This is a genomic window from Pelotomaculum isophthalicicum JI (assembly GCF_029478095.1).
GTDB lineage: Bacteria > Bacillota > Desulfotomaculia > Desulfotomaculales > Pelotomaculaceae > Pelotomaculum_D > Pelotomaculum_D isophthalicicum.
In genome coordinates this window covers 1-20,776 of sequence record NZ_JAKOAV010000019.1, presented here as the reverse complement: position 1 = coordinate 20,776, position 20,776 = coordinate 1, and the positions used below count along the sequence as shown (strand labels likewise).

Annotated in this window: 24 protein-coding genes, 1 pseudogene and 2 riboswitches; of the genes and pseudogenes, 12 read left to right on the top strand and 13 right to left on the bottom strand. The window is 45.7% G+C overall.

Going from position 1 to position 20,776, the window contains the following annotated elements; all coding sequences use genetic code 11:
* Window positions 1-154: 154 nt before the first annotated feature.
* The 4 genes from L7E55_RS10680 to L7E55_RS10665 all read right to left on the bottom strand — a co-directional run bounded on the left by L7E55_RS10680 (window position 155) and on the right by L7E55_RS10665 (window position 2,267).
* Window positions 155-472 carry a type II toxin-antitoxin system RelE/ParE family toxin gene (locus L7E55_RS10680; protein WP_277444210.1) on the bottom strand — a complete coding sequence of 106 codons (318 nt, stop codon included), beginning with the start codon at window positions 470-472 and terminating at the stop codon, window positions 155-157.
* Window positions 450-740 carry a type II toxin-antitoxin system Phd/YefM family antitoxin gene (locus tag L7E55_RS10675; RefSeq protein ID WP_277444209.1) on the bottom strand — a complete coding sequence of 97 codons (291 nt, stop codon included), beginning with the start codon at window positions 738-740 and terminating at the stop codon, window positions 450-452. Before L7E55_RS10675 ends, L7E55_RS10680 begins: the two co-directional genes overlap by 23 nt.
* Window positions 741-892: 152 nt before the next feature.
* Entirely contained in the window at window positions 893-1,432 is a 540-nt protein-coding gene (locus tag L7E55_RS10670; protein WP_277444208.1) for a hypothetical protein, read from the bottom strand.
* Window positions 1,425-2,267, bottom strand: coding sequence for a hypothetical protein (locus L7E55_RS10665; protein WP_277444207.1), 843 nt, complete (start codon window positions 2,265-2,267; stop codon window positions 1,425-1,427). The genes L7E55_RS10670 and L7E55_RS10665 overlap by 8 nt, the downstream gene beginning before the upstream one ends.
* 272 nt (window positions 2,268-2,539) lie before the next feature.
* Here L7E55_RS10665 and L7E55_RS10660 point away from each other — a divergent pair, with 272 nt between their 5' ends.
* On the top strand, window positions 2,540-3,688 hold the full coding sequence (locus L7E55_RS10660; protein ID WP_277444206.1) for a helix-turn-helix domain-containing protein: 1,149 nt from the start codon (window positions 2,540-2,542) through the stop codon (window positions 3,686-3,688).
* A 32-nt stretch (window positions 3,689-3,720) separates the two neighbouring features.
* On the opposite strand, the gene L7E55_RS10655 is transcribed toward L7E55_RS10660, so the two are convergent.
* Genes L7E55_RS10655 through L7E55_RS10645 form a run of 3 tightly spaced genes read right to left on the bottom strand, consistent with a single transcriptional unit; the run spans window position 3,721 to window position 5,512 of the window.
* Window positions 3,721-4,473 carry a slipin family protein gene (locus tag L7E55_RS10655; protein ID WP_277444205.1) on the bottom strand — a complete coding sequence of 251 codons (753 nt, stop codon included), beginning with the start codon at window positions 4,471-4,473 and terminating at the stop codon, window positions 3,721-3,723.
* Window positions 4,470-5,138 carry an NfeD family protein gene (locus L7E55_RS10650; protein WP_277444204.1) on the bottom strand — a complete coding sequence of 223 codons (669 nt, stop codon included), beginning with the start codon at window positions 5,136-5,138 and terminating at the stop codon, window positions 4,470-4,472. The genes L7E55_RS10655 and L7E55_RS10650 overlap by 4 nt, the downstream gene beginning before the upstream one ends.
* The gene (locus tag L7E55_RS10645; RefSeq protein ID WP_277444203.1) at window positions 5,135-5,512 is read right to left on the bottom strand and encodes an ATP-dependent Clp protease proteolytic subunit; all 378 of its coding nucleotides are present in this window, start codon (window positions 5,510-5,512) and stop codon (window positions 5,135-5,137) included. The genes L7E55_RS10650 and L7E55_RS10645 overlap by 4 nt, the downstream gene beginning before the upstream one ends.
* 175 nt (window positions 5,513-5,687) lie before the next feature.
* Here L7E55_RS10645 and L7E55_RS10640 point away from each other — a divergent pair, with 175 nt between their 5' ends.
* From L7E55_RS10640 to L7E55_RS10630, 3 genes are read left to right on the top strand one after another with little or no spacing between them, the layout of a single operon-like run.
* The gene (locus tag L7E55_RS10640; protein ID WP_277444202.1) at window positions 5,688-6,278 is read left to right on the top strand and encodes a PadR family transcriptional regulator; all 591 of its coding nucleotides are present in this window, start codon (window positions 5,688-5,690) and stop codon (window positions 6,276-6,278) included.
* Window positions 6,278-7,681, top strand: a complete 1,404-nt coding sequence (locus L7E55_RS10635) for an NAD(P)H-dependent oxidoreductase (RefSeq protein WP_277444201.1) — start codon at window positions 6,278-6,280, stop codon at window positions 7,679-7,681. The genes L7E55_RS10640 and L7E55_RS10635 overlap by 1 nt, the downstream gene beginning before the upstream one ends.
* A 59-nt stretch (window positions 7,682-7,740) precedes the next feature.
* On the top strand, window positions 7,741-8,370 hold the full coding sequence (locus L7E55_RS10630; protein ID WP_277444200.1) for a VC0807 family protein: 630 nt from the start codon (window positions 7,741-7,743) through the stop codon (window positions 8,368-8,370).
* A gap of 46 nt (window positions 8,371-8,416) precedes the next feature.
* On the opposite strand, the gene L7E55_RS10625 is transcribed toward L7E55_RS10630, so the two are convergent.
* The 3 genes from L7E55_RS10625 to L7E55_RS10615 form a co-directional block, all read right to left on the bottom strand.
* Window positions 8,417-8,626 (bottom strand): hypothetical protein, encoded by a 210-nt coding sequence (locus tag L7E55_RS10625; protein WP_420852036.1) that lies wholly within the window; start codon window positions 8,624-8,626, stop codon window positions 8,417-8,419.
* 83 nt (window positions 8,627-8,709) lie between these two features.
* Window positions 8,710-9,066: a MarR family winged helix-turn-helix transcriptional regulator gene (locus L7E55_RS10620; RefSeq protein WP_277444199.1), complete on the bottom strand. Its 357-nt coding sequence runs from the start codon at window positions 9,064-9,066 to the stop codon at window positions 8,710-8,712.
* Window positions 9,067-9,169: 103 nt separating this feature from the next.
* The gene (locus tag L7E55_RS10615) at window positions 9,170-10,225 is read right to left on the bottom strand and encodes a CFI-box-CTERM domain-containing protein (protein WP_277444197.1); all 1,056 of its coding nucleotides are present in this window, start codon (window positions 10,223-10,225) and stop codon (window positions 9,170-9,172) included.
* Between the two features lie 334 nt (window positions 10,226-10,559).
* Here L7E55_RS10615 and L7E55_RS10610 point away from each other — a divergent pair, with 334 nt between their 5' ends.
* The 8 genes and pseudogenes from L7E55_RS10610 (at window position 10,560) to L7E55_RS10575 (ending at window position 18,096) form a co-directional block, all read left to right on the top strand.
* Window positions 10,560-10,766 carry a DUF1657 domain-containing protein gene (locus tag L7E55_RS10610; RefSeq protein ID WP_277444196.1) on the top strand — a complete coding sequence of 69 codons (207 nt, stop codon included), beginning with the start codon at window positions 10,560-10,562 and terminating at the stop codon, window positions 10,764-10,766.
* A gap of 26 nt (window positions 10,767-10,792) precedes the next feature.
* Window positions 10,793-11,653 carry a DUF421 domain-containing protein gene (locus L7E55_RS10605; protein ID WP_277444195.1) on the top strand — a complete coding sequence of 287 codons (861 nt, stop codon included), beginning with the start codon at window positions 10,793-10,795 and terminating at the stop codon, window positions 11,651-11,653.
* Between the two features lie 98 nt (window positions 11,654-11,751).
* On the top strand, window positions 11,752-12,231 hold the full coding sequence (gene spoVAC / locus L7E55_RS10600; protein ID WP_277444194.1) for a stage V sporulation protein AC: 480 nt from the start codon (window positions 11,752-11,754) through the stop codon (window positions 12,229-12,231).
* A gap of 1 nt (window position 12,232) precedes the next feature.
* A pseudogene (locus L7E55_RS10595) lies at window positions 12,233-12,451 on the top strand (stage V sporulation protein AD); the annotation flags it as partial.
* A 283-nt stretch (window positions 12,452-12,734) separates the two neighbouring features.
* Window positions 12,735-12,857, top strand: a riboswitch (molybdenum cofactor riboswitch).
* 68 nt (window positions 12,858-12,925) lie between these two features.
* Entirely contained in the window at window positions 12,926-13,579 is a 654-nt protein-coding gene (locus tag L7E55_RS10590; RefSeq protein WP_338091212.1) for a cytochrome c biogenesis ResB family protein, read from the top strand.
* The gene (ccsA, locus tag L7E55_RS10585) at window positions 13,563-14,360 is read left to right on the top strand and encodes a cytochrome c biogenesis protein CcsA (protein WP_277444193.1); all 798 of its coding nucleotides are present in this window, start codon (window positions 13,563-13,565) and stop codon (window positions 14,358-14,360) included. The genes L7E55_RS10590 and ccsA overlap by 17 nt, the downstream gene beginning before the upstream one ends.
* 8 nt (window positions 14,361-14,368) lie before the next feature.
* Window positions 14,369-14,485, top strand: a riboswitch (molybdenum cofactor riboswitch).
* Window positions 14,486-14,610: 125 nt separating this feature from the next.
* Window positions 14,611-16,971, top strand: coding sequence for an S-layer homology domain-containing protein (locus tag L7E55_RS10580; RefSeq protein WP_277444192.1), 2,361 nt, complete (start codon window positions 14,611-14,613; stop codon window positions 16,969-16,971).
* 3 nt (window positions 16,972-16,974) lie between these two features.
* Complete coding sequence (locus tag L7E55_RS10575) at window positions 16,975-18,096, top strand: GEGP motif-containing diheme protein (RefSeq protein WP_277444191.1); 1,122 nt, start codon at window positions 16,975-16,977, stop codon at window positions 18,094-18,096.
* A gap of 81 nt (window positions 18,097-18,177) precedes the next feature.
* Here the strand turns inward: L7E55_RS10575 and L7E55_RS10570 are convergent, their stop codons facing one another.
* The 3 genes from L7E55_RS10570 to L7E55_RS10560 form a co-directional block, all read right to left on the bottom strand.
* Window positions 18,178-18,300, bottom strand: a complete 123-nt coding sequence (locus L7E55_RS10570; RefSeq protein WP_277444190.1) for a hypothetical protein — start codon at window positions 18,298-18,300, stop codon at window positions 18,178-18,180.
* Window positions 18,301-19,093: 793 nt separating this feature from the next.
* Window positions 19,094-19,621, bottom strand: coding sequence for a hypothetical protein (locus L7E55_RS10565; RefSeq protein ID WP_277444189.1), 528 nt, complete (start codon window positions 19,619-19,621; stop codon window positions 19,094-19,096).
* Window positions 19,622-19,634: 13 nt separating this feature from the next.
* The gene (locus L7E55_RS10560; protein WP_277444188.1) at window positions 19,635-20,291 is read right to left on the bottom strand and encodes a hypothetical protein; all 657 of its coding nucleotides are present in this window, start codon (window positions 20,289-20,291) and stop codon (window positions 19,635-19,637) included.
* Between the last annotated feature and the right edge of the window lie 485 nt (window positions 20,292-20,776).

Here is a 20,776-nt window from a genome sequence, read left to right as displayed (position 1 = left end):
AATCACAGCGGTCAACCAGCACATTATTATGTTTTGTTTATATTTCGATAATTAATTACATTTTCCTTCTCATGGTTACACTTTTGAATTAATTACGTTATTGCCCTGCCTCCAGACCATGACGAATATCTTAAATTTTGAATAATATCGAAATCTACCGCACCAACCACCCGTAATCCTGCCTACAATCCATGATATATTCAACATATACCGTCTGATCCTTAATCTGATACAGAATGAGATACCACTTCTCTACGAACATCTTGTGATATTTGTTGAGCGGTATAAATTCAGCGTTCAGAAACGGGAAACGCTCCGGCATTTGATGCAGGGAAAGGATGGCTTCTATTAGATCGTTTTTCACTCTGCGGGCGGCGGCGGGGTTTTTCTGCGCCAGAAAACGGACATGGCCCGCCAGCATCTGACGGGCACGTCCGGAAACAATTACCTTATATTGAGGTTTCTTTTCCATGCTCCACCTCTTCAATGATGCTTTCCAGATAGCTGTCCAGTTCATCCGGCGTCGTTCCGGCACGACCGGCCAGACGGTCTTCTTCAACGGCCAGCAGTTCTTCCCGCAGCTTCAGCATTTTTTCACGGCGGGTAAAAGCCCCTATATCCATCACCACGAGATCGCCCTCGCCGTTTTTGGTAAGATACACCGGCTCACCGGTGGACTTGCATAATGCCGCAATCTCATTGTAGTTCTGCCGGATGCTTGCGGAAGGTTTAATCTGCATGGTACCAACTCCTTATAGCAGAATTCTAACCATATTATATTTCTTTCATGCTATGGAATCAACCGGCAATTTCGTTACAGCCTTTCAATCTTCTATGACCATCTGATCCCCAATGTTACTCCAACACCGGAAGCAATATTTTGCAAGGTTGCTTATAGTTCTTTTAACGGTTTAATGATCTTTTCAATTAATGCTTCATCATCTGTAATGCTAATGAGTGGCAAACTGAAAACAAACGCTTCATTAATATACTTGCAATTATCAGCTGCAGCTCGGAATGCATTAACTTTACCATCCAATTCATATCTATTGTCTTCATTTTCATCAGACCAATCAAACCAAATATACCATAGATCCCAGTGAGACCTTTTATTAACATCGGAGTATACAATTTTACCGGCAGTAATAATCGGTTGTTCCACCTCATCTCCCCAAAAAGTAATTGTAATGCATTTATTTACAAGTTTATCTTTATTGTTTTGATAAACACGGAAAATTGCTTCAACAATCCACCTGTCAGCCTCCTGCAAGCTTGCGCTCACATCTTTTGTTATTCTATTGCCATATAAGTTCCCCCATTCGGGAGCCATTTGGTTGTCGATCTTGAATATTAATCGCTGACATTCTTTAAATACTTGTTGAATATATTGAAAAGCTGATGTGATTTGGTAACCCTTTTGAATATCACTCATGCTGGTTCCCCCTATAAAAAATATTTTTTTCTTTAAAAATGTTTGAATCGTTCAATTGGTCAAAATAAGTTTTGTTCTCAGTAGTATTATTCCCATCATTATAAAAGATTGGGTACGGCAATGAAAACACTGAATCCAACGATTTACCCGGTAATGATACCCCTGAAAAATCTCTCAACCCTAGCTTTTCCATATATTTCATTAAGTCATATGCAATAATCTTTTCAAATGATGAATAGAATGGATCCATTTTCTCAATTGTTTTGTACAATTGATGCCATCTCAAATGAAATACATTTTCTTTTATTTCATTATATCTGCTTTGTATTATTTTCGTAGTTGCCAGTATGTCAGAGTAAGCTTCGGCTTCTGTCAAATAAATAATATATCCCTTTCTGCCTTTGAAGCATGATACAGATGCATCTGTAAAATTCTCAATATCATTATTTATTGCTTCAAAATAACGCACTAATTGATCATTTTCCTCTGTTCCACTTTTCCCGGATTTAAATTTAGCTTCAACAAGAAGAAGCAAGTCATCAAAACCATGTGCATGGTCCCTAAATATAAGGATTAAATCCGGCTCTCCATAATTCTCATTCCAAGTCCAAAATATATATTCAACTTCGCGGTAACATCTCAATTCAATTCCTTCTGAATTTAATTTTTCCCAAAGAGTTGTTCTTTCCTCGTTATATAAAAACGATGATTCAATAAAAGGTATTAATATCATTTCCGGCCTTAAATATTTTACTGTGCAAAAAACAGTTGAAGTAAGGATATCTTCGGTATACTCATAACCTAATGACTTGCCTTCAAGTACTGCTTGTATCAAATTATACCCCCCCAATGGCTCAAGTCTCGTCCAAGAAAAAACTTAGCCTTATTTAACTTAAAAGTGCTTTCCTTCAGCAGGTCCATATTTACTTGATGGTAATTCCCCGGTATACCATATGGATATTAGCCATAAACATCCCCCTTTTGGTTTATTATGGATATCCACTGGTCGAAATCAATTATATACCGGAATTATTTTTTTAGCAAGTTTAATTATCACGTATACCAATATTGTTTTTATGTATATAATAGAAATAAAGGGTGGTGAACATGGATCAAAAAATTATTGGCGCAAACTTACGTAGGATCCGCGAGGCAAAGGGTTGGACTCAATCCCAAGTAGCCGATCTTGCCGGGATTTCAAGAGTTGCTTACCGGAATATTGAAAACTGCAACTCAATCCCAAAAGTATCAACCTTACAAAATATTGCTTCAGGTGTTGGAGTAAAACTTCAGGACCTGCTTGTTCCGGTACGTACCTTAAAGAAAGTAAGATTTCGTGCATCCAAAAAGATGAACAGCCGGGACAATATTTTAATTGAAATAGGACGGTGGCTTGATGATTTTAATTACCTGGAAAAATTACTAGATGACCGTAAAGATTATCGGTTCAAAGCTCTTACCAGGAAATTGTCTTCGATGGACAGAGGAGATGATAGAGCTAAGTATGCAGCCGAACAAGCAAGAAGAATAATTAGGCTCAAAGAAAATGAGCCTATCCGTGATATCGCTGGTTTGCTAGAATCATGCGGAATAAAAGTGTACCCTCTTATTCTTGTTTCAGACGGTTTCTTTGGTTTATCTGTTGCCAAAGAAGATGGAGGTCCTGCAGTAATCGTTAATGTATGGGAACGAATTTCCGTTGAACGGTGGATTTTTAGCGCCGCTCACGAACTAGGCCATTTGCTTCTCCATCTGGACACCTACGACATAGAAGAAAGTGCTGAAGACGAAGACCAGGAAAATGAAGCAAATGTCTTTGCTTCCCATTTTTTAATGCCGGAAAAAGCTTTTAAATCAGAATGGGACGATACTTACGGCTTATCCTTTGTCGACCGAGTCCTTAAAGTAAAGCGAATATTTCAGGTTAGCTACAAAACTGTCCTATACCGTCTTTCTGAAAGTATGGGAAATTCTATATGGGGTAAATTTCAGAGTGCTTACAAGCAGAGATCTGGTAAAACTTTGAGTATTAAGGATGAACCGGAAGCCCTATCCCCTGATAAATTTCAGCAATCACCGGAAGTATTGCGTTCCCAAGAACCAGATTCCTTATCACCATCACACTTTGTTGAGGATCGTTTATCTAGATTAGTTCGTAAAGCTATTGAAAAAGATGAAATTACCATGAGTCGCGGGGCGGAAATTCTTCGATTTGATCTTGAAACTATGCGAGATATTGTCTCCTCTTGGGTGTAACCAAATGATTACACGCGAGGAAATACCCTTGTTTAATCTGAACTTGGGAACAGTTTTCTGATTTCTACGGGAAGGGGGAACAACACAGTCGTGTTGGGCGCGTTGGCCACTTCCGACAGCGAACGAAGCATCCTGAGGGTCAGCCCCCCGCTGGCGCCGGTAAGAATCTCGGAAGCCTGGGCCAACTTCTCGGCCGCCTGGCGTTCCCCTTCGGCTTGAATGATCGCCGCCCTCCTGCCTCTTTCCGCTTCTGCCTGTCTGGCAATAGCCCTCGTCATTTCTGAAGGCAGCACCACGTCCTTGATTTCCACGCCGACAACTTTAATCCCCCACGGGTCTGTGGCATCGTCGACTATCTGTTGGATCGTCTGGTTCAGTTTTTCGCGCTGGGAAAGCAGGTGGTCAAGTTCGGCCGTTCCCGCGATGCTTCTTATTGTAGTCTGAGCCAGCTGGTTCGTGGCCTCATGGAAATCTTCGACGTTAACCACTGCCTTGTCCGGAGCGACAACCCTGTAAAAAAGAACCGCGTTAACCCTGCAGGTGACATTGTCCCTGGTAATTACTTCCTGCGGCGGGACATCGAAAACAATCACCCGCAGGGAAATCCGGATTATCCTGTCGATAAACGGAATTATTAATACCAAACCGGGTCCCTTCGCATTGATCAGTCTGCCCAGCCTGAAAAGTACGGCTCTTTCATATTCGGGAATAATCTTTATTGCCGAAGTCAGGATAAAAAGAATAATAAAGGCCGCAATAATTGTGGTGATCCAGTTGTAAATCATTTGTTATCCCCCTTTTTCCTGTTTTCATTTCCCGTTGTCTGCATTCGGCCGGCCATAAGGGTCATTCCCTGCCGTTCCAAAACCTTTACCTTTTCTCCCTCCGGGATAGTATGCCCATCTATTGAAAAAGCCTGCCAGATTTCACCCTTAATTCTGACCATCCCGCCAGGGTTAAGCTCCTTAACTACCAAAGCCGTGGCATTCTGGAATTCGGCCTCTCCGTGAACCGGCTTGCTCCGTCGTAACCGGGATACGCCCAGGACAACCATTGCAACAAAAACCGCACCGCCAATCCCCACCCCGAGTGCCGCCGCGTTGAAGACGGAAAACCACCTCTGGGGCATTAACGGTTCTGCCGGGAAGTAGAGGATGCCCAGGATCATGCTTATCAGCCCCCCCACCCCCAGGACGCCATGGGTGGGTGTGAACAGTTCGGCCGCTATAGAACCTACCCCGAGCAGAATTAGCAGGACGGCCGGCAGGCTTCCCTGGAACAGGCCCATCCCTGTAAGGCCAAGTATGAGACTGATTGGACCCGCTATCTCGGGCAGGTAAAACCCGGGTGAATGGAAGCCGATAATCAGCCCGTAAATACCGAGCATCAGCAAGATCATAGCCAGCATAGGATTGCTCACGACGTGTATGAGCTTTTCGTTAGCGTTCATGGGTAGTTCATATGCCCGTCTAGAAAGATGAAAGTGCCAGCCGAAGCAGCTATCGCGCCCTGCGGGTTTACATATGTAATGACGGGCACTTCAGATGCGGACATAGCCTGCAGGATGTCAAGGGTCGCTGTGACCAGACCGCCGGGGGTGTTCAGCAATATAACAATGGCTTCCGCCCCGTCCCTCTCTGCCAGATGAATCCCTCTCTGGACATTTTTAGCTGTGCCCGCCGTCACCGTATCGTTTATGCTTATGGAATAAATGAGAGTTTTTCCGTTTGCGCCAAAGGAGGGCTGCATCGTTAAAACAGAAACTAAAACTAATATAGGCAGCAAGGAAAGAAAAAGCGTCAAAAAGCGTCTTGAAAAATCCATGTTTACATACTCCATGATCCACAAGATTTGGGGTGTCTGAAATTATATTTTTGTCCTATCCGGCCGGAATATTCCGAAAAACAAAAAAGGGACCAACAAAATAAATTGACATGTTATATATAACAATTATAATAATAGATAAGACATATATGATTTATAGAATAGGAGGCAGATCATGTCCCTACCATATGCCATTCTCGGGCTGCTCACTTACCAGCCGATGACCGGCTACGACCTCAAGCAATATTTCGACCACTCCATCAACTACTTCTGGTCGGCACACCAGAGCCAGATCTACCGGGAATTAGCCGCCCTGGAAGGCAAGGGTTTCCTGGACTCGCGGGTTGAGCCCCAGGAAGGCCGGCCCGATCGCAAGGTTTACAGCATCACCGCAGCGGGAGAAACGGAGTTGCAGAAATGGTTGAAGCAGTTCCCCCAGTCGCTAACCACCCCGGTAAGGGATGAACTGCTGGTGCGTATCTTCTTTGCATCCCGGCTGCCGCTATCGGAATTAAAGTTCCAGCTGCAGCGGTATCTAAGGGAGAAGCAGGAGCAAATGGCTGCCTTTGGGGCCGTTGACGGGTTGATTAGCGAGCAGCCGGAGATTCCGGGACATCCGGATGAGAGCTTCTACTGGCGGCTGACCCTGAAATATGGAATCGCCCATGCAAAGGCCGCCATTGAGTGGGCTAAGGAATGCATCCGGGATATAGAGAAGAAAGAAGGCCTCCAGGAAACTAGGGATCATGAAAGGAGCCGGGAATAATGAAGATCGTTGTCTTAAACGGTAGCCCTAAAGGGGAAGTTAGCGTCACCGTGCAGTATGTCAGGTACCTCCAGAAGCAGTTCCCCGGGCATGAACTAAAGATCCTCAGCGTTGCCCACGAAATCAACGGGCTCGAGCGCGACCAGGCAAAGCGGCAGACGGTCATGGACGAGATAGAGTCCTGTGACGGCGTGCTGTGGGCGTCCCCGGTCTACTACTTTCTGGTGCCTTCGCAATTGAAGCGCTTCATTGAATTGATCTGGGAGCGGCGGGCGGAAGAGATCTTCCGGGGCAAGTATGGGGCTGCTCTCGTCACCTCCATCCACTGCATGGATCACACCGCCATGAACTATCTTACCGGTATAAGCGAGGACCTGGGAATGCGCTTTGTGGGAGGGCTCACTCCGGCCTCAGATGACTTGACGGTCCCCAAAGAACGCACCAGCCTGATTAATTTCATGGCCTACTTCTTGCATGCAATCGAAACCGGGGCGCCAACTCCGCGCAGCTTCGCACCGGTAAACTACAGCCCGGGCACATACAGACCGGCAGATTTTGCCGAGGCTACTGCCACTCCCGCCGGAAACCCCGGAACAGGGGACGGGAAGATCGTAATACTGACCGATGGCAATGACCCGGAAAGCAACCTGGGCCGGATGATCTCGGTCTTCCAGCGGCACATGCCCAGCCCGGTCGAAGTTTTTGACCTGAACAATGTTGCGATTAAAGGCGGCTGCCAGGGCTGCATCCACTGCGCCTATGACAACACCTGCGTCTACCAGGACGGTGTGAAACAGTTCATCCAGGAGAAGCTGTTGCCGGCGAAGGCGATCATTTACGCCGGCAATATCAAGGATCGCTACCTGTCTTCCAGATGGAAAATGTATATAGACCGCACCTTTGTGTTCGGGCACACCCCTTATCTAAGCGGGAAGCAGATCGGCTTCATCATCTCCGGTCCCCTGCGCCAGCTGCCCAACCTGCGGCAGATATTCGAAGCGCATACGCAGGCTCAGCGCTGCACTCTGCTCGGCTTTGCCACCGACGAGGGGGACACAGAGACGATTACCGCCGGGTTGCAGGCCTTGGCGGACAGACTGGTATGGGCGTTGGTGCACGGTCTCCAAGCGCCGCCGAATTACCTGGGTTATGGTCTCCACTTATTATTCAAAGAATTTGTCCCTATGGTGAGCGGCATCTTCCGTGCCGACCACATATTCTATAAGAAACACGGTTTGTACAAGGACCAACATAAAGGCCTGCGGCAACGGATGATGAACTTATTGTTTGCGGCTATGAACAGCCTGCCGAAAACGCGCCGGGAGTTCCAGAAGCAGATGAAGCCGGGCATGATTGCCGATCTGAAGAGGATCGTCGACGGCGCCAAACCGGCTGCCGGGTAATTAGCAAGCTTGGGAGACAGGTAATAATCTCAAGCCTAGAGAAAGAGGTTCGAACATTTATGGCTGAAAAGCTCGAACAAGCACGTGTAATACAGAGAGGAGAAGTATTAAGACATATATTTAACAGGGAATTCATCATAAGCGTGATTATTCCGATTATCATCCTGGCTGTTTCGAGCCGCTACAACATGACCCTACCGGGAACCATCCTGGCAGGAAGCTGGGCACTGGCGGCAGGCACCGTCAAATTAGCCAGGGAACGCCGGGTAAACGTCTATGCGATGATAGTGGCAGGGTTTTCTGTTATTGGGCTGATTGGGACAATCATTTCCAGCAATCCGACTTTTTACCTGGCGTCTCCGATTATTCTGGATGTGGTGCTGGCCGTTATATTCTTCGGATCCTTACTTTTCGGCAGGCCCTTGATTCAGATATTTGCGGAATACGAGATGAAGGATGCCTTTCCACAAGCATTACGCGCGCACCCCAAATACGCTTCGGCATGGACAATCTTGACAGCCGGATGGGGAATTTTATCAATATCCCAGGCGCTGTTGCGCGTGGTGCTGCTGCTTTCGACTCCAGCTGCCCTGTATTACACGGTGAGCAGTCTGTACGGCAACATTACCACTCCCCTATTTCTGGTTTTTACCTTATGGTTTCCCAGATGGTATTGGAGAGACCTGTAACAAGGCATGTTCTCTGGATTTCCAGTTTCCATACCCTTGAAACCTGTTAAGGAAGCAAAAAGAACTTCCCTTTGCTATTCCCAAATTTACCTTTACGGTTCCTTACCGCATTAACGTACCTATTACGGTTATAACCTGTACTATTACTTCCCATGCTGAATTTCTTATAATCAAGGTGACAGTTAAATTCAGCTTCTAATATTTTTTGTAAAGTGTCTTTAAATAGGTTCTTTAGCAACTCATGTATATCTTCCACAAATGGTCATCTCCTTACATGTAAATTTAACCATTTGCACAAAACTAGATGCTAAAAGATTATTGACGCTTTCCCCATGGTTTTCAAATTAAATTGTTATAGATTTTGTTTAACCATATCTTTAATTGCTCTATTTCCTCTTCTTTAAAACCTGTTAAGACTTTCTGCAAAGTCTTTTCAGCAATAGGAAGTAGTTTATCTCTTAAATCACGTCCTTCATTCGTTAAAAAAATCATAAAAGTCCTTCTGTCTTCACGATTAATTTTACGTTCAATCATCCCTTTCGCTTCCAAATTATCTAATATTCTGGTTATAGTCGGCTGATCTTTGAAGGATTTTTCGGATAACTCTTTTTGAGAAATACCATCCTTCCTGAATAAAATATTTATCAGTCCCCATTGTTCCGGTGTAATATCATATGGCTTCAGATTTCGGCACAATTCATTTTTTACCTTTGCATTGGTTACGTTAAGAATAAATCCAATTGTATGAATAAATCCCCTTAGTATACTAATAATTAGTACGACAATTATATTCTAAAAATTATATTCTCGTTAAGGTTAGTACTGCCAGTGTGTGTTTAATCCTGAACACCATGTCACGGTAGCGAACTAATGCCTGCTCAGGTCGTCGATTATCGATGTCTCTGATGCATTCAATTATAACTTGGTAAACGTAGTTCCAAATCTCCTTCGCGGCGCCTGATGCTTCCACTGCGTCAACGATAATTGGAGCAATCTTATAATAAGTCGCGATGAGTTCCGGTCCTTCCGGCAAAGAGCTTAACCAGCCGTCCCGGAATGCGCGCAAAGTAGTAAGTTCAGCACAATCATCAGAAAGGCCACGTGCCCGAACACAAGCAGAGGTAAGGAAGCAACAACCACCGCCCTTTCCTTTTTCCGGAAGTTCCTCTTTCTTATTTTCCTTTTCTTCACTGATAACTGGTCGTTCCTCTTGTGGCTCAAAAAAGAATAGGCTATTACCTTTTCTTATTCCCTCCTCACAATAGGGTCTTTCACCATGTGTCAAACGCATGATTAGACCAATCCAATCATTAAGTGGCAATATTTGAATATTATTATCCACCTGCCCAAATTGAGATATTGTAGTATCAACTATATATGTTCCTTCATTCCATTTAACAGCGGCCGCAGTATGGTTCTGCGCTTCCCATCTATTCTCTTCCAATTGCCACCAAGCCAAAGAATAACCGGTGATTTCACTTTTACTATCGACAAATGCCTCTAATGCTTGTTGAACCAATGGCGCTTTAGTGTCACAAGTGCCTTTTTCAGAGCTAACATAATTTGACACGGCATTTCTGATCTCTTCATCTGAAGGCTTATTTCTCATTCTCTGAACTACAGGCGTATATAATGGATCGTCATTTACCGGTTGTTGCTGGAAATGAGAGTTTAACAATTGTATGACGGCTCTGTTGCCGATTGTTTTTTGGAGTTGCAGTATATTTTCTTGAGTTTGTAAGAAGCCAGGGGGTAAACCACTTTGCGTGGATTTTGGCTCAATCGTTTTTGTTTTATCATGTTTTTCTGAAATTTTATGAGAATTTTGAGTTGTTTTAGGCCCCTGTGTAAACATGGGCTCATCCATATACTATTAATTTGCTTTGAATAATTTGTCCTATTGTGTCGAATCGCATATAAACAATAACGACCGCCGTTTTATGGGCGGTCAATTATTTAATATTATTTGTTTTTATATTCGCCAAGGTTATTATAGTTCCTTCAACCAACTCGGCGATGGGTACTTCTCTTAACCCTCCCCTATCTTCCATTGGCCTAACCATTACCGTGTTGTCTTTGGTGAACCATTATAGCAAAGGGACGTTCTTTTTCGCTTCTGCTTGTACAGGCCTTGGTGCATAAATTTATTATCTATACAGAATACTGTAAAGCGAGAGAGGTAAATAAACATGACAATCAGTGCGCAGGTCAAGCAAACCGTGGCCAGCCTTAAGGGCGTTCAGGCCACATTGGAAACCTTTGCTTTATCCGAGGAAAACCAAGAAGCGAAGGCTATCCTAAGTCGAAATACGCAACGAATCAACCATGTTATACGGGACATGGAAAAAAGACTTGGTGTTTTGGAATTTGAAGAGCCGCAATATAAAGGCTTCTAGCAATTACATTATTAAGGAGTAACCTAATGCCTGAATGGTTAACCATTTTGCTCCGTTCCATCGGTTTATTTTTTCTCACCTTACTTCTTGTTCGTCTTATAGGAAAAAGGCAAACCTCCCGGTTGACCTTTTTTGATCTAATTACCGGTATTGTAACCGGGGTTATGGCTGCCGCCATTTCCTTGAACCTGATCAAAGACTTGGCCAACGGTCTTGTTGCCCTGGCGGTTTGGACTGTATTCCCAGCGTTAATTTACGTTTTATCAATAAGATACAAAACGGTAAGAGATATCATCCACGGAAAAGAAACAGTCCTTATTAACCATGGTAAAGTCCTGGAAGATAAATTATTGGAAGCCCGTCTTACACTTGAAGATTTGTTAAGCCAGCTGCGGAAGAAAAATGTTTTTAATTTTGCCGACGTGGAATTCGCCGTGCTTGAACCTACCGGAGAGGTAAGTACCCTTCTCAAGAAAGATAAACAACCTCTTACCGCCAAGAATCTGGGTATAAACGTTGGGCAGGAAAGCGTACCCCAGACGGTTATGCTTGACGGGATTATAATGGATGAACCGCTTGCGGCAATGGGACTAAACAGGCGCTGGCTGCATACAGAACTGGAAAAAGTGGGCGTGGCGCCTGAAAACGTCTTTATTGGCCAAGTGGATTCCGTAGGACAATTATATCTTGACTTGTTTGACGATGCTATTCAGGTGCCTAAGCCCAAAACAAAAGAACTTGCCTATGCTACCATGAAAAAATGTCAGGCGGACTGTGAATTATACGCCTTAGGTACTAAACAACCGCAGGCTAAGAAGATGTACGAAAAATCTTCTGAGATATTGTCGGAAGTAATTCAGGAATTAGAGCCTTTGCTAAAAAGGTAAGGGGACACACCTCTATCTTGGGTATTCCTATGCGGTTGGGGAATGTCCCCGATAGCTCTTGGCATTGTTCCCTAATTTGGTAAAGGAGGCTTTCGCAATTGTCCAATAAGAAAAAGAAGAAATTAACTCCGGCACAACAGCAGTATCATTCCTTTTCTAAAGCCAGGGAGCCTCAACGACCAGTTCTGCTAAACGTAATCAGGGCGTTTTCAGCAGGGGGGACAATTTATCTTCTCGGTCAATTTATTCAAGATTTTTTTCTCTGGAATTTTAATTTTACCGAGAAGACAGCGGGAGATCCGACAGTGGCTGTATTGATTTTACTCTCAGTTATTCTAACTGCTTCAGGTGTCTACGATCATATCGCCCAATGGGCAGGCGCCGGAACAGCGGTGCCGGTAACCGGGTTTGCCAATTCCATCGCTTCGGCTGCTATCGAACACCGAAGTGAGGGATTTGTGCTGGGGGTTGGGGCAAGTATGTTTCAGTTGGCAGGTTCGGTAATTGTCTATGGAGTTTTTGCCGCCTTTGTGGTTGCCCTCATTAAAACTATATTGACACTGTTAGGAGGCTCCTAGCATGCTGCATGGACACCAAACCTGGGTCTTTCCCAACAGGCCCACCATTTTGTCCGCGGCAGCCGTTGGGGGACCCTTTGAGGCCAAGGGGCCCCTAGCTGAGGATTTCGATATCCTTCATGGCGATATATGGCTCGGGCAGGATAGTTATGAGAAAGCAGAAAGAAAAATGTTGGAAGAGGCATGTGAAACAGCAATTAAAGTGAGCGGCTTTGACAGGCTGCGCTTAAAACCAATTAAAGAAGAAGTGCATAATAAAATTAAAGAATCGAACAGAGACTATAATGTACATGTTACATCAGATAAGAAACTTTTTATGCAATTGCAGCAAATAGAAAACCAAGTAAATGGGCCGCAGGAGAAACCGCTGACAGATATACAAAAGAAGGTTATGAAGATAAATAAAGATATTCAGGGATGAAATTTCATTTGTTATAGTAACAATAATTAATCATTCATGCAGGAATTTGTTCTAAGATGTAGAATTACTTTACTCACATGTTAAAATTAAAGATCTCCGAGTCAGGTAAACCTTAGCCGGTAGCAGGTATGGTTGTCTGGCCGTTAGGGTGTGTTGGGAAACAAACGCGCCTCCCATTGTGGAAAGGAGAACATGGCTAGAAGCAATTTTGTGGCTTTGTTCCTTTAAATGGGACAAAGCCTTATTTTTTATTAAAGTCATGGTGCAGGGTGTATGAAAAAAATAATTAAGATATTTAATTCAATGCCATTCGGTATTTTGGCTATATCAGTTTGCTGCGTATATTTTGTATTTATGGAGTATATCCCGGAGAATCCGCGCTTTTTGTTCAGGACTATTTTGTTTGTGGTATTGTGCCTAAATATTTTGTCCTGCGTGATTGCCCGTTTCAGGAGTCTTACATGCAACATAACAACAAGGAAACTGGGAGATCTTTTATTGCACTTGGGCATTGCCCTGATCATCCTGGCCGGCCTCTTGGGTGGGCCGAAGCACAGCGCTTACATTCAAATAAAAGAGCACGAGACGGTGGACCTGGAGCATGAGGGTTTCCCCATCGCCGTCAGGGCAGAGGTAATTGAGGCTGAATACTATGCCGGCGGGGCCGTAAAGCAATACTTCACTACTATCAGCATTTTGGAAAGCGGGCGGGAAGTTGACGTAAAACATATATCAGTCAACCATCCCGCCAGTTATAAAGAAATCAAGATATACCAGTCCACCTTTAGGACAGCGCCCGGTGGTAATATCAGCGGCCTGACAGTAAAATCCGAACAAGGTCTCCCTTTTGTCCGGACAGGCCTGTTGTCGCTGGCTGCGGGGTCGGTTTTAATTTTATTAGGGAGGCGGCATGGTGTTACTTCCTGAAAACGACCTTTTTTTTGCTGCTCTTATCACTTATCTTATATCTTCCGTCCTTTACCTCGCCGCCTTCTGGTTCCAGGCGGGTAGGGCTCTCCGTACGGGCACGGGCTTCTTTGCCGCAGGCCTGGCCCTCCATACAGCCGCCCTGGCGGCAAGGAGTCTTGCTGGCGGCCACCTTCCTTTTGCCAGTATGTACGAGTTTATTATTGTTTTTTGCTGGGGACTGGCTGTGCTTTATCTGATTGGGTGTCGCCGTTTTAAGATTCACATTGCCGGTGTTGTAGTCCTGCCGCTGGAGGTATTGTTTTTGGGGTATGCCCTGACGGTAAAGACGGCTGCCGGCCCGCTTATCCCGGCGCTACAAAGCGTCTGGCTGCAACTGCATGTCGCTGCTGCGGTTCTTGCCTACGGTTTTTTTGCCCTTTCCTTTGCGGCCGCCATCCTTTACCTATGGCAAAAAGGCAAAGACGGGACCTTCGTTTCGGACCGCAATTTGGACAGGTTAATTTACTATTTCATAGCAGCCGGCTTCCCGTTTATGACCCTGGTCCTGGTGACAGGGGCAATATGGGCTGAGGAAGTGTGGGGATCGTGGTGGAATTGGGATCCCAAAGAAACCTGGGCGCTTATTACATGGCTCATATATGCTGTGTACCTGCATTTTCGCAGAGCCAGGCAATGGGAGGGCAGGTTTGCCGCATTGATAGCCGTGATAGGATTTGCAGCGGTTGTTTTCACCCTCATAGGGGTTACCTTGCTGTTGCCGGGGGCGCATAGCTACTAGAAACAAAACAATAATATTGTCTCCGAGCCCTTGGGACCTAATGAATCAGTCCATGGACCAGGGCCGATAGGTTCCGGTGGAAACGCCGGCGCCTCCCGCCGGAAAGGAGACCAGCCAAGTCATGTGCTTACACGCCGGGCTGGGTTCTTTCCGCAGGCCCGGTTTTTTTATTGGTTTTTTTATTGGGGAGGTGATGTTGTCTGTAATAGCGCGATGCACAATATTGGCAAGAAAGGAGATGAAAAGCGTTATGTCACTTAACAGCCGGTCAGCCGGCATCCTGTTGTCTTTATTATGCTTTCTGTTTTTCCTGGGCTCGGCTTCGGCAACGGATCTTACAAGCCTGAGCGTACAATCCTCTACTTATGTTCCCGGGCAGGAGGGCCGTTACACGCTGACTTTTAAGTCGGGAGAGCAGTTGAACTTGTCGGTTGGTTCATACGTGTATGTTAATTTCCCGCAGGGTTTTTCTTTTGTGCAAAACAGCATCAGCAGCGAAGATCCTGGCTGCACTCTGGCCAGTATCCAATACAAAAACAATAGCACTGATAAATACTGGTCAGTCCTCAATGGCGATGTCAGCGTCGCGGGAGATGTATACAGGTTCATTTTCCAGCCTACCGTCAGCGGCTCGGTTTATACTAACGCTAACATCAACATTTACATGGTCGTTCCGGGGGTCGTCAATGCACCCGCAGTAGGAACCGGTACGGTTACGTTGTCAGTCTATGGGGCTAACGGCAACAGTTATACTAAAAGCGCTTCTGTAACACTTGGCGACCCGCCTGCCTCGGCGCCGTCAAACCTTGGGGTCGTTGCGGCAAATTCTTTAAAAGTGAACGCAACCTGGGATACTGTAGTTGGGGCTACCCGCTACCAGTTGTTGTATTCCAGCGACCCGGAAGGAACTTATATTCAGGCTTGTGACTTCGGCAAAGAGCCTGACCCGGGTCAGGAGTGGTCATTGACAAGTAACTCCTGCAGCTATTCAGGGACAGGCAACGGAGGTCTTGAAGCCGGTAAAACCTATTACTTTAAAGTTAGGGCGGGTAACCAGTACGGCTATGGTCCCGCTTCCCAGCCTGTAGCGGTCGCGATCCCGGCAGTCACCCTGCAGCAGTCCACACCAGTTGACGGCGGCTATGCATCGATAGGCGGGTCAATTACTGCAGTATTCAACCAGCCGGTGAGGATTACGGATAACGACAAGATCCAGGTTTATGAGAAGAACACCGGAAAACCGGTTACGAAAAACCAGGTGTCCGTGGACGGGAGCACGGTGACTATTTCCGCCGCCCTTAGCTACCGGACTGCATACCAGGTGGTCTTCCACGAACTGGCTCTTGAGGGCACGGTATGCCAGGGCTTCTATAACCGTTTAATTGGCTGGTCCTTCACGACATACGGAAGCAGCAGCGGAAGCAGCAACCCTGTCTCCTCCAGCACAAGTCCGGCCACCAACAGCGGGCTTACTTCCAGCTTTTCCGATGCCGATGTGGCAAGTGCTCTGAAGAATGCGGAAACATCTCCAAAAGTAACCCTGAGTACTTCAGGTTCAACCACCGGGTTGAGCTTAACCATCAGTCAGTTGGGTACCATTGCCTCCATGGGCAAACCGGTAGAGGTTACGGTAAGTAACGCTGACGTAAATCTGACCCTGGATCCGGCCGCCTTGCTCGGCGGTATACAGGGTACGGCCCAATCTGTCAGCATAGGCGCCAGGGTTGTCGACAGCGGCGCCACGCCCGCGGGCGGCGCAGTTATGATTGCCGGGAAGGTCTTCGAGTTGTCGATAACAGCGTTAATGCAGGATGGCAAAACCCAATCGATAGACAAGCTTGCCGGGACTATCAGCGTTGCTCTGCCGGTGACGGCTGAGTCAAAAGAGGCCGCCCAGCGTGGAGAACTCACAGCCGCTTACTATGATCAGGAATCAGGTTCATGGGTTTCGTTGGATAACGGGACTTACGACGCGGAAAAGGGTGCCTTTTCCTTCCAGACCAGCCACCTGTCCAAATGGGCGCTCGTCTATAAGGAGTCATTAGGTGGTCCTGTAACCTTCAGCGACATTCAGGGTCACTGGGCTCAAAAAGAAGTTGAGTTTATGGCCGGTAAAGGCTATCTAAAAGGTGTGGGCGGCGGCCTGTTCGCCCCTGAGAACAACGTCACCCGCGCTGAATTCGCTGCTATGTTGGCACGCTGCCTCGGCCTCTTAGGGGAACAGCAGTGCCCGTTTGCCGACGTGCCGCAAGACGCCTGGTTCCGCAACGCTGTTTCGCAGGCTTATACCGCAGGGATTGTAAAGGGTATTAGTGATAGCAGCTTCGCCCCCGACAGTCTAATCAGCCGCGAGCAGACGGCTATGATGGCTGCAAACGCTCTGCGCTATAAAAACGCAAAAGAAAGCGCCGGTATAGATGTTCTAGACCAGTTCGCGGACAAGAACCTGATTTCCGATTGGGCGGCGGAATCCTGCGCCATGGCTGTTGACAAGGGAATCATTAAAGGGTCGGGAGGGCTTTTTGCCCCCGCGAATAACGCTACCAGGGCTGAGGCGGCAGTAATGCTGTACAGGGTGCTGAACAGCTTAAACTTAGAAAGGGGTGAGTAGGAAATGGTTAAGGTTAATAAAAGCTGGCTGGGGTTTCTGCTGACAGTATCTTTTCTTCTCCTGCTCGCGGCCCATCCTGTCACGGCTTCTTACAAGGCGCACAACACGGACGCGGATGCGGGCCTGTTCCTGCAGACCTACCCGTCGGCGGTGGGCACAAAACTGGACAATTGTTACTTGTGTCACACCGGAGGCTATAACACCTCAAACAAGTACTTGGATTCGTGCGACTATTGCCATTTCAAATACGGATTTAAGCCGCCGCACGGGAACATCGCAGCGACACTTAACACTTATGGCACAGCCTACCTCAACGCGGGGCGGGACGCGGCTGCGTTTGCGGCAATTGACGCATTGGACTCCGACGGGGACGGATTTAGTAATGGGCAGGAAATCCTTGCCGGCCGCCTGCCCGGCGACAGCAATGACAACCCGAACGTGGTTCAGGCGCCAGCTGTAGTTTACACTAGTGAGAAGATAAGGCAGTTGGCCAAAACAACGCAGTTTATGGCAGTGGACACGGCCAAGTCAGGTGACTACTTCGGCACTTACGCCGGTGTGGACGTATGGCGGCTTCTCCAGGACGCCGGTGTCAGGGATGACGCGACCGACATCACGGTATTTGCCGCGGACGGCTATAGCAGAAACTTCGTGATCAGCGATCTGAAGAAGAGCTATACTCAGGGCAAGTTTTACAACAAATACCCCTGGATCGGCTTCTCCTCGCAAGCCGGCTACACCAACGGCCAGCAATTGGCGGGAGACCTGCACTACCTGCTCGCCTACGAGCGCGATGGATTCCCTCTAATGGAAACAAAGATCGTAGCCGGAAGCGACGGTAAGTCATCTCTGGATGGGGAAGGCCCTTACCGGTTTGTTACTCCTTTATCGGAGCCGGTAACTCCTGACCGGTCGCAGTGGACGATTGACAGGGACGATCCGCCCTACCCGTTTAACCCCAACCGCCCGGCAATCAGAAACGGTGATTATTGCATAAAAGTAGCCGTGGCGTTCAGGGTAAACACCGCGACAAACAAGTCTTACCAATATGACTTTAGCGGCAGGGTCTGGGAGATGGTTGAAAAAGGGGAATTTGTAGTATACGGTGCGATCAATCCACAGTAACGGATTCTAGACTAATTAAGAATGGGCATTGAAAAGGCGGGGGATCGTAAGTCCCCTGCCTTCTTGATCTTTGTATTACATCTACTTTTTCATTTCTACGTCTTCTTCTTTCTTCTCTGCTTCTTTTTCTTTCATCTCTTCGTCTTCTTCAAAATCCATGTAATCATCTTCGGTATAGGGAGTCACTTTAGGCGTCTTTCCCATCCACACCTTGCCCACCTCCGGTGGTCTTACCCAATGACCTCATGTAGGCCGCTCCGACACTTGTTCCACAAGCGAATAAAGCCTTCCATGACAGGTTAGATTTTGTATCACACATTCCCGAATTTTCAAAAGATTGCTCCAAGCGCTCTAGAAGCTAAGGAGTAGAAGCTAAGGGACGTTCCTTTTGCTTCCTTGTTCGAACCTTAAAGACCATGTTTTGATTCAATCCAGTCACCCGGGCGATCTGCTATTGTGTTGCCCCTTTAATAACTTTGATCAGTCTGAGTACCTCATCACGCTTCTGCTTCTCAATGGTTTGCAATATCGTTAAAGGCTCCCCATTCAACATAGTTCAATCTCTGCCTTTACTTCACCATCGGTTTTCCTTTGTTTAATTTCATCATAAAGGCATGTTTCCTAGATTTCCAGTTTCATATGCCCTCGAAACCTGTAAAGGAAACAAAGATGCAAAAAGAACGTCCCCTTGCTTACCGACCGCCAGGAAAAGGATTCTGCCCAGAGCGCGTCCGCATCATAGTCACCGTCTCCTGATGTAATCAATGGTACTGGGGTTTTGTTCCAGACCAAGTTGTATATCAGCGTGGCCCGCACATCCGTATGTTTGTTTTCGAAGGCCAAGCCGCTGCCGTCGGGGTTAAAGGCACACCCATCTGCAGGGATATATCCTGTTATAGAGGGAGTAAGGTCCTGCCCATCGGGTGAAGCCGAACGCAGTGAAGATCCACCGAAAGCTTCGTTTCCTTCAGTTACGACTTAAGCGAAATAGACTTCATTAGATAGTTGAAAAACCGTAAAGAGGTTCACCAGTGTTAGCATCAATTACAATGTTAAAATTGTGAAAAATGGGAGCTTGTATCCCCATAGGTGCTTCTCCAATTCTTGTTATTCCTTTAAAAGTAACGATGTAACATGGGACTTTCATAATACCATCTTTTGAAAGAGAATTATTTTTTTGCTTGGCACTATCAGTAAACGCATTAAAACCGGTGTTTGTAAGTTGATAATATTCGACAACAATGTTTTCGGCTTGAGTAGCATATTTGGGTGCAAGCTTGGAAGCCGTCTCAAAAGCCTGGTCGGGAGTAATTTTAGCTATAATTGATGTGCTTTCTAATATTGTACTATTTTTTTTAAGTGAATCCAAATCTTGTATAGTCTTACTAATATCAGAATTAAATTGGTATTTGAGGTTGCTTGTTGATAGATTATCTTTTGCACTTACTATAGATGAGCTAGTAAAAACCAATACTGCCACTACAATACCTAGCAATATGATTTTATTTAAAATACTCTTTTTCATTAATACTCCCTCCCTAATATCTAGAATCCCAAGAATACCAATACCCACCACTGCTCCATGGACTAGTATCAATGCTGGAATTAGAACTGTGACTAAATGACAGTGAAGGTTTGGACCATGAAGTTCCATTAGTAGTGTAAGAAACTTGAGAAAATTCTAGTTTGTTAGAACTTGTGCCAATATACTGCGTACTAGTTGAATCATTCTCATTATAATATTCAACTCTATTGGGAGACATGGAAAAAGTTTGTGAACCTATAACTGCACCATCTTCTGTTCCAACCCAAGACCCAGAACTATTTTTTAATACTTTGTAAGTATGCCAACTATTCCAAGCCGGACCGGTCCAGCTGATACTTTCATAGGGAGTGCCATCATCGCAGCTCTGATAAAAATAACGACAGCCACCTATATCTGGATCAACATCCCAACCAACTTGTGCCCATGAAGATGTACCGGTTACATAAACCATAGGCCATGCACACGTAAAATGGGGCGAATTTAAGACTCCATATGCTGCTGTATATATATCACATTTTACTCCTATTATGTTAGATGATGATGAAGTCCATGCTCCTCCAACAAATGCATTAGCTGATGCAACAGCAGGCATACAAATAAACATTAAAATAGCTAGTGTAACAAAAATGATAGTCTTTCTCTTAATCATTATATAACCTCCTTGTTTTATTAATCCCTATTACATAAAGGGATAAAGGATGATAGAATAATGATAGTGGTTTGTTAGGATACTTTTGGGAAATTAGCTAGCACGGCTGACCCTGAGCTACCTCACGAACCACTTTTTATTAAAAGGTCCATTGGAATCACCCCTTCATACAGATTTTCGTCACCCATATTCTGGTGATAATAATTTAGCATTAATAAAAGAATTTGTCTATGGATTATGTCTATAAACAGCATTTTCATGTCTATCTTCGTAGTTACGCTGTCTGAAAATGCAAAGAAATTGAGAACAATTCAAATCGAGTAGGGTAATGCTGCAGTAATTTTCTGCAGCATTATCCTCTGGGTAGAAAGGCCACCAATTGGTGGCCCAACCCCCACGGAACCCGGCGTGCAGATTTCCCGCACCGGGCTCTTCGGAAATTGACTCACAGCATTGCGTATGCTTTTAGTTCCGTATATGGTATC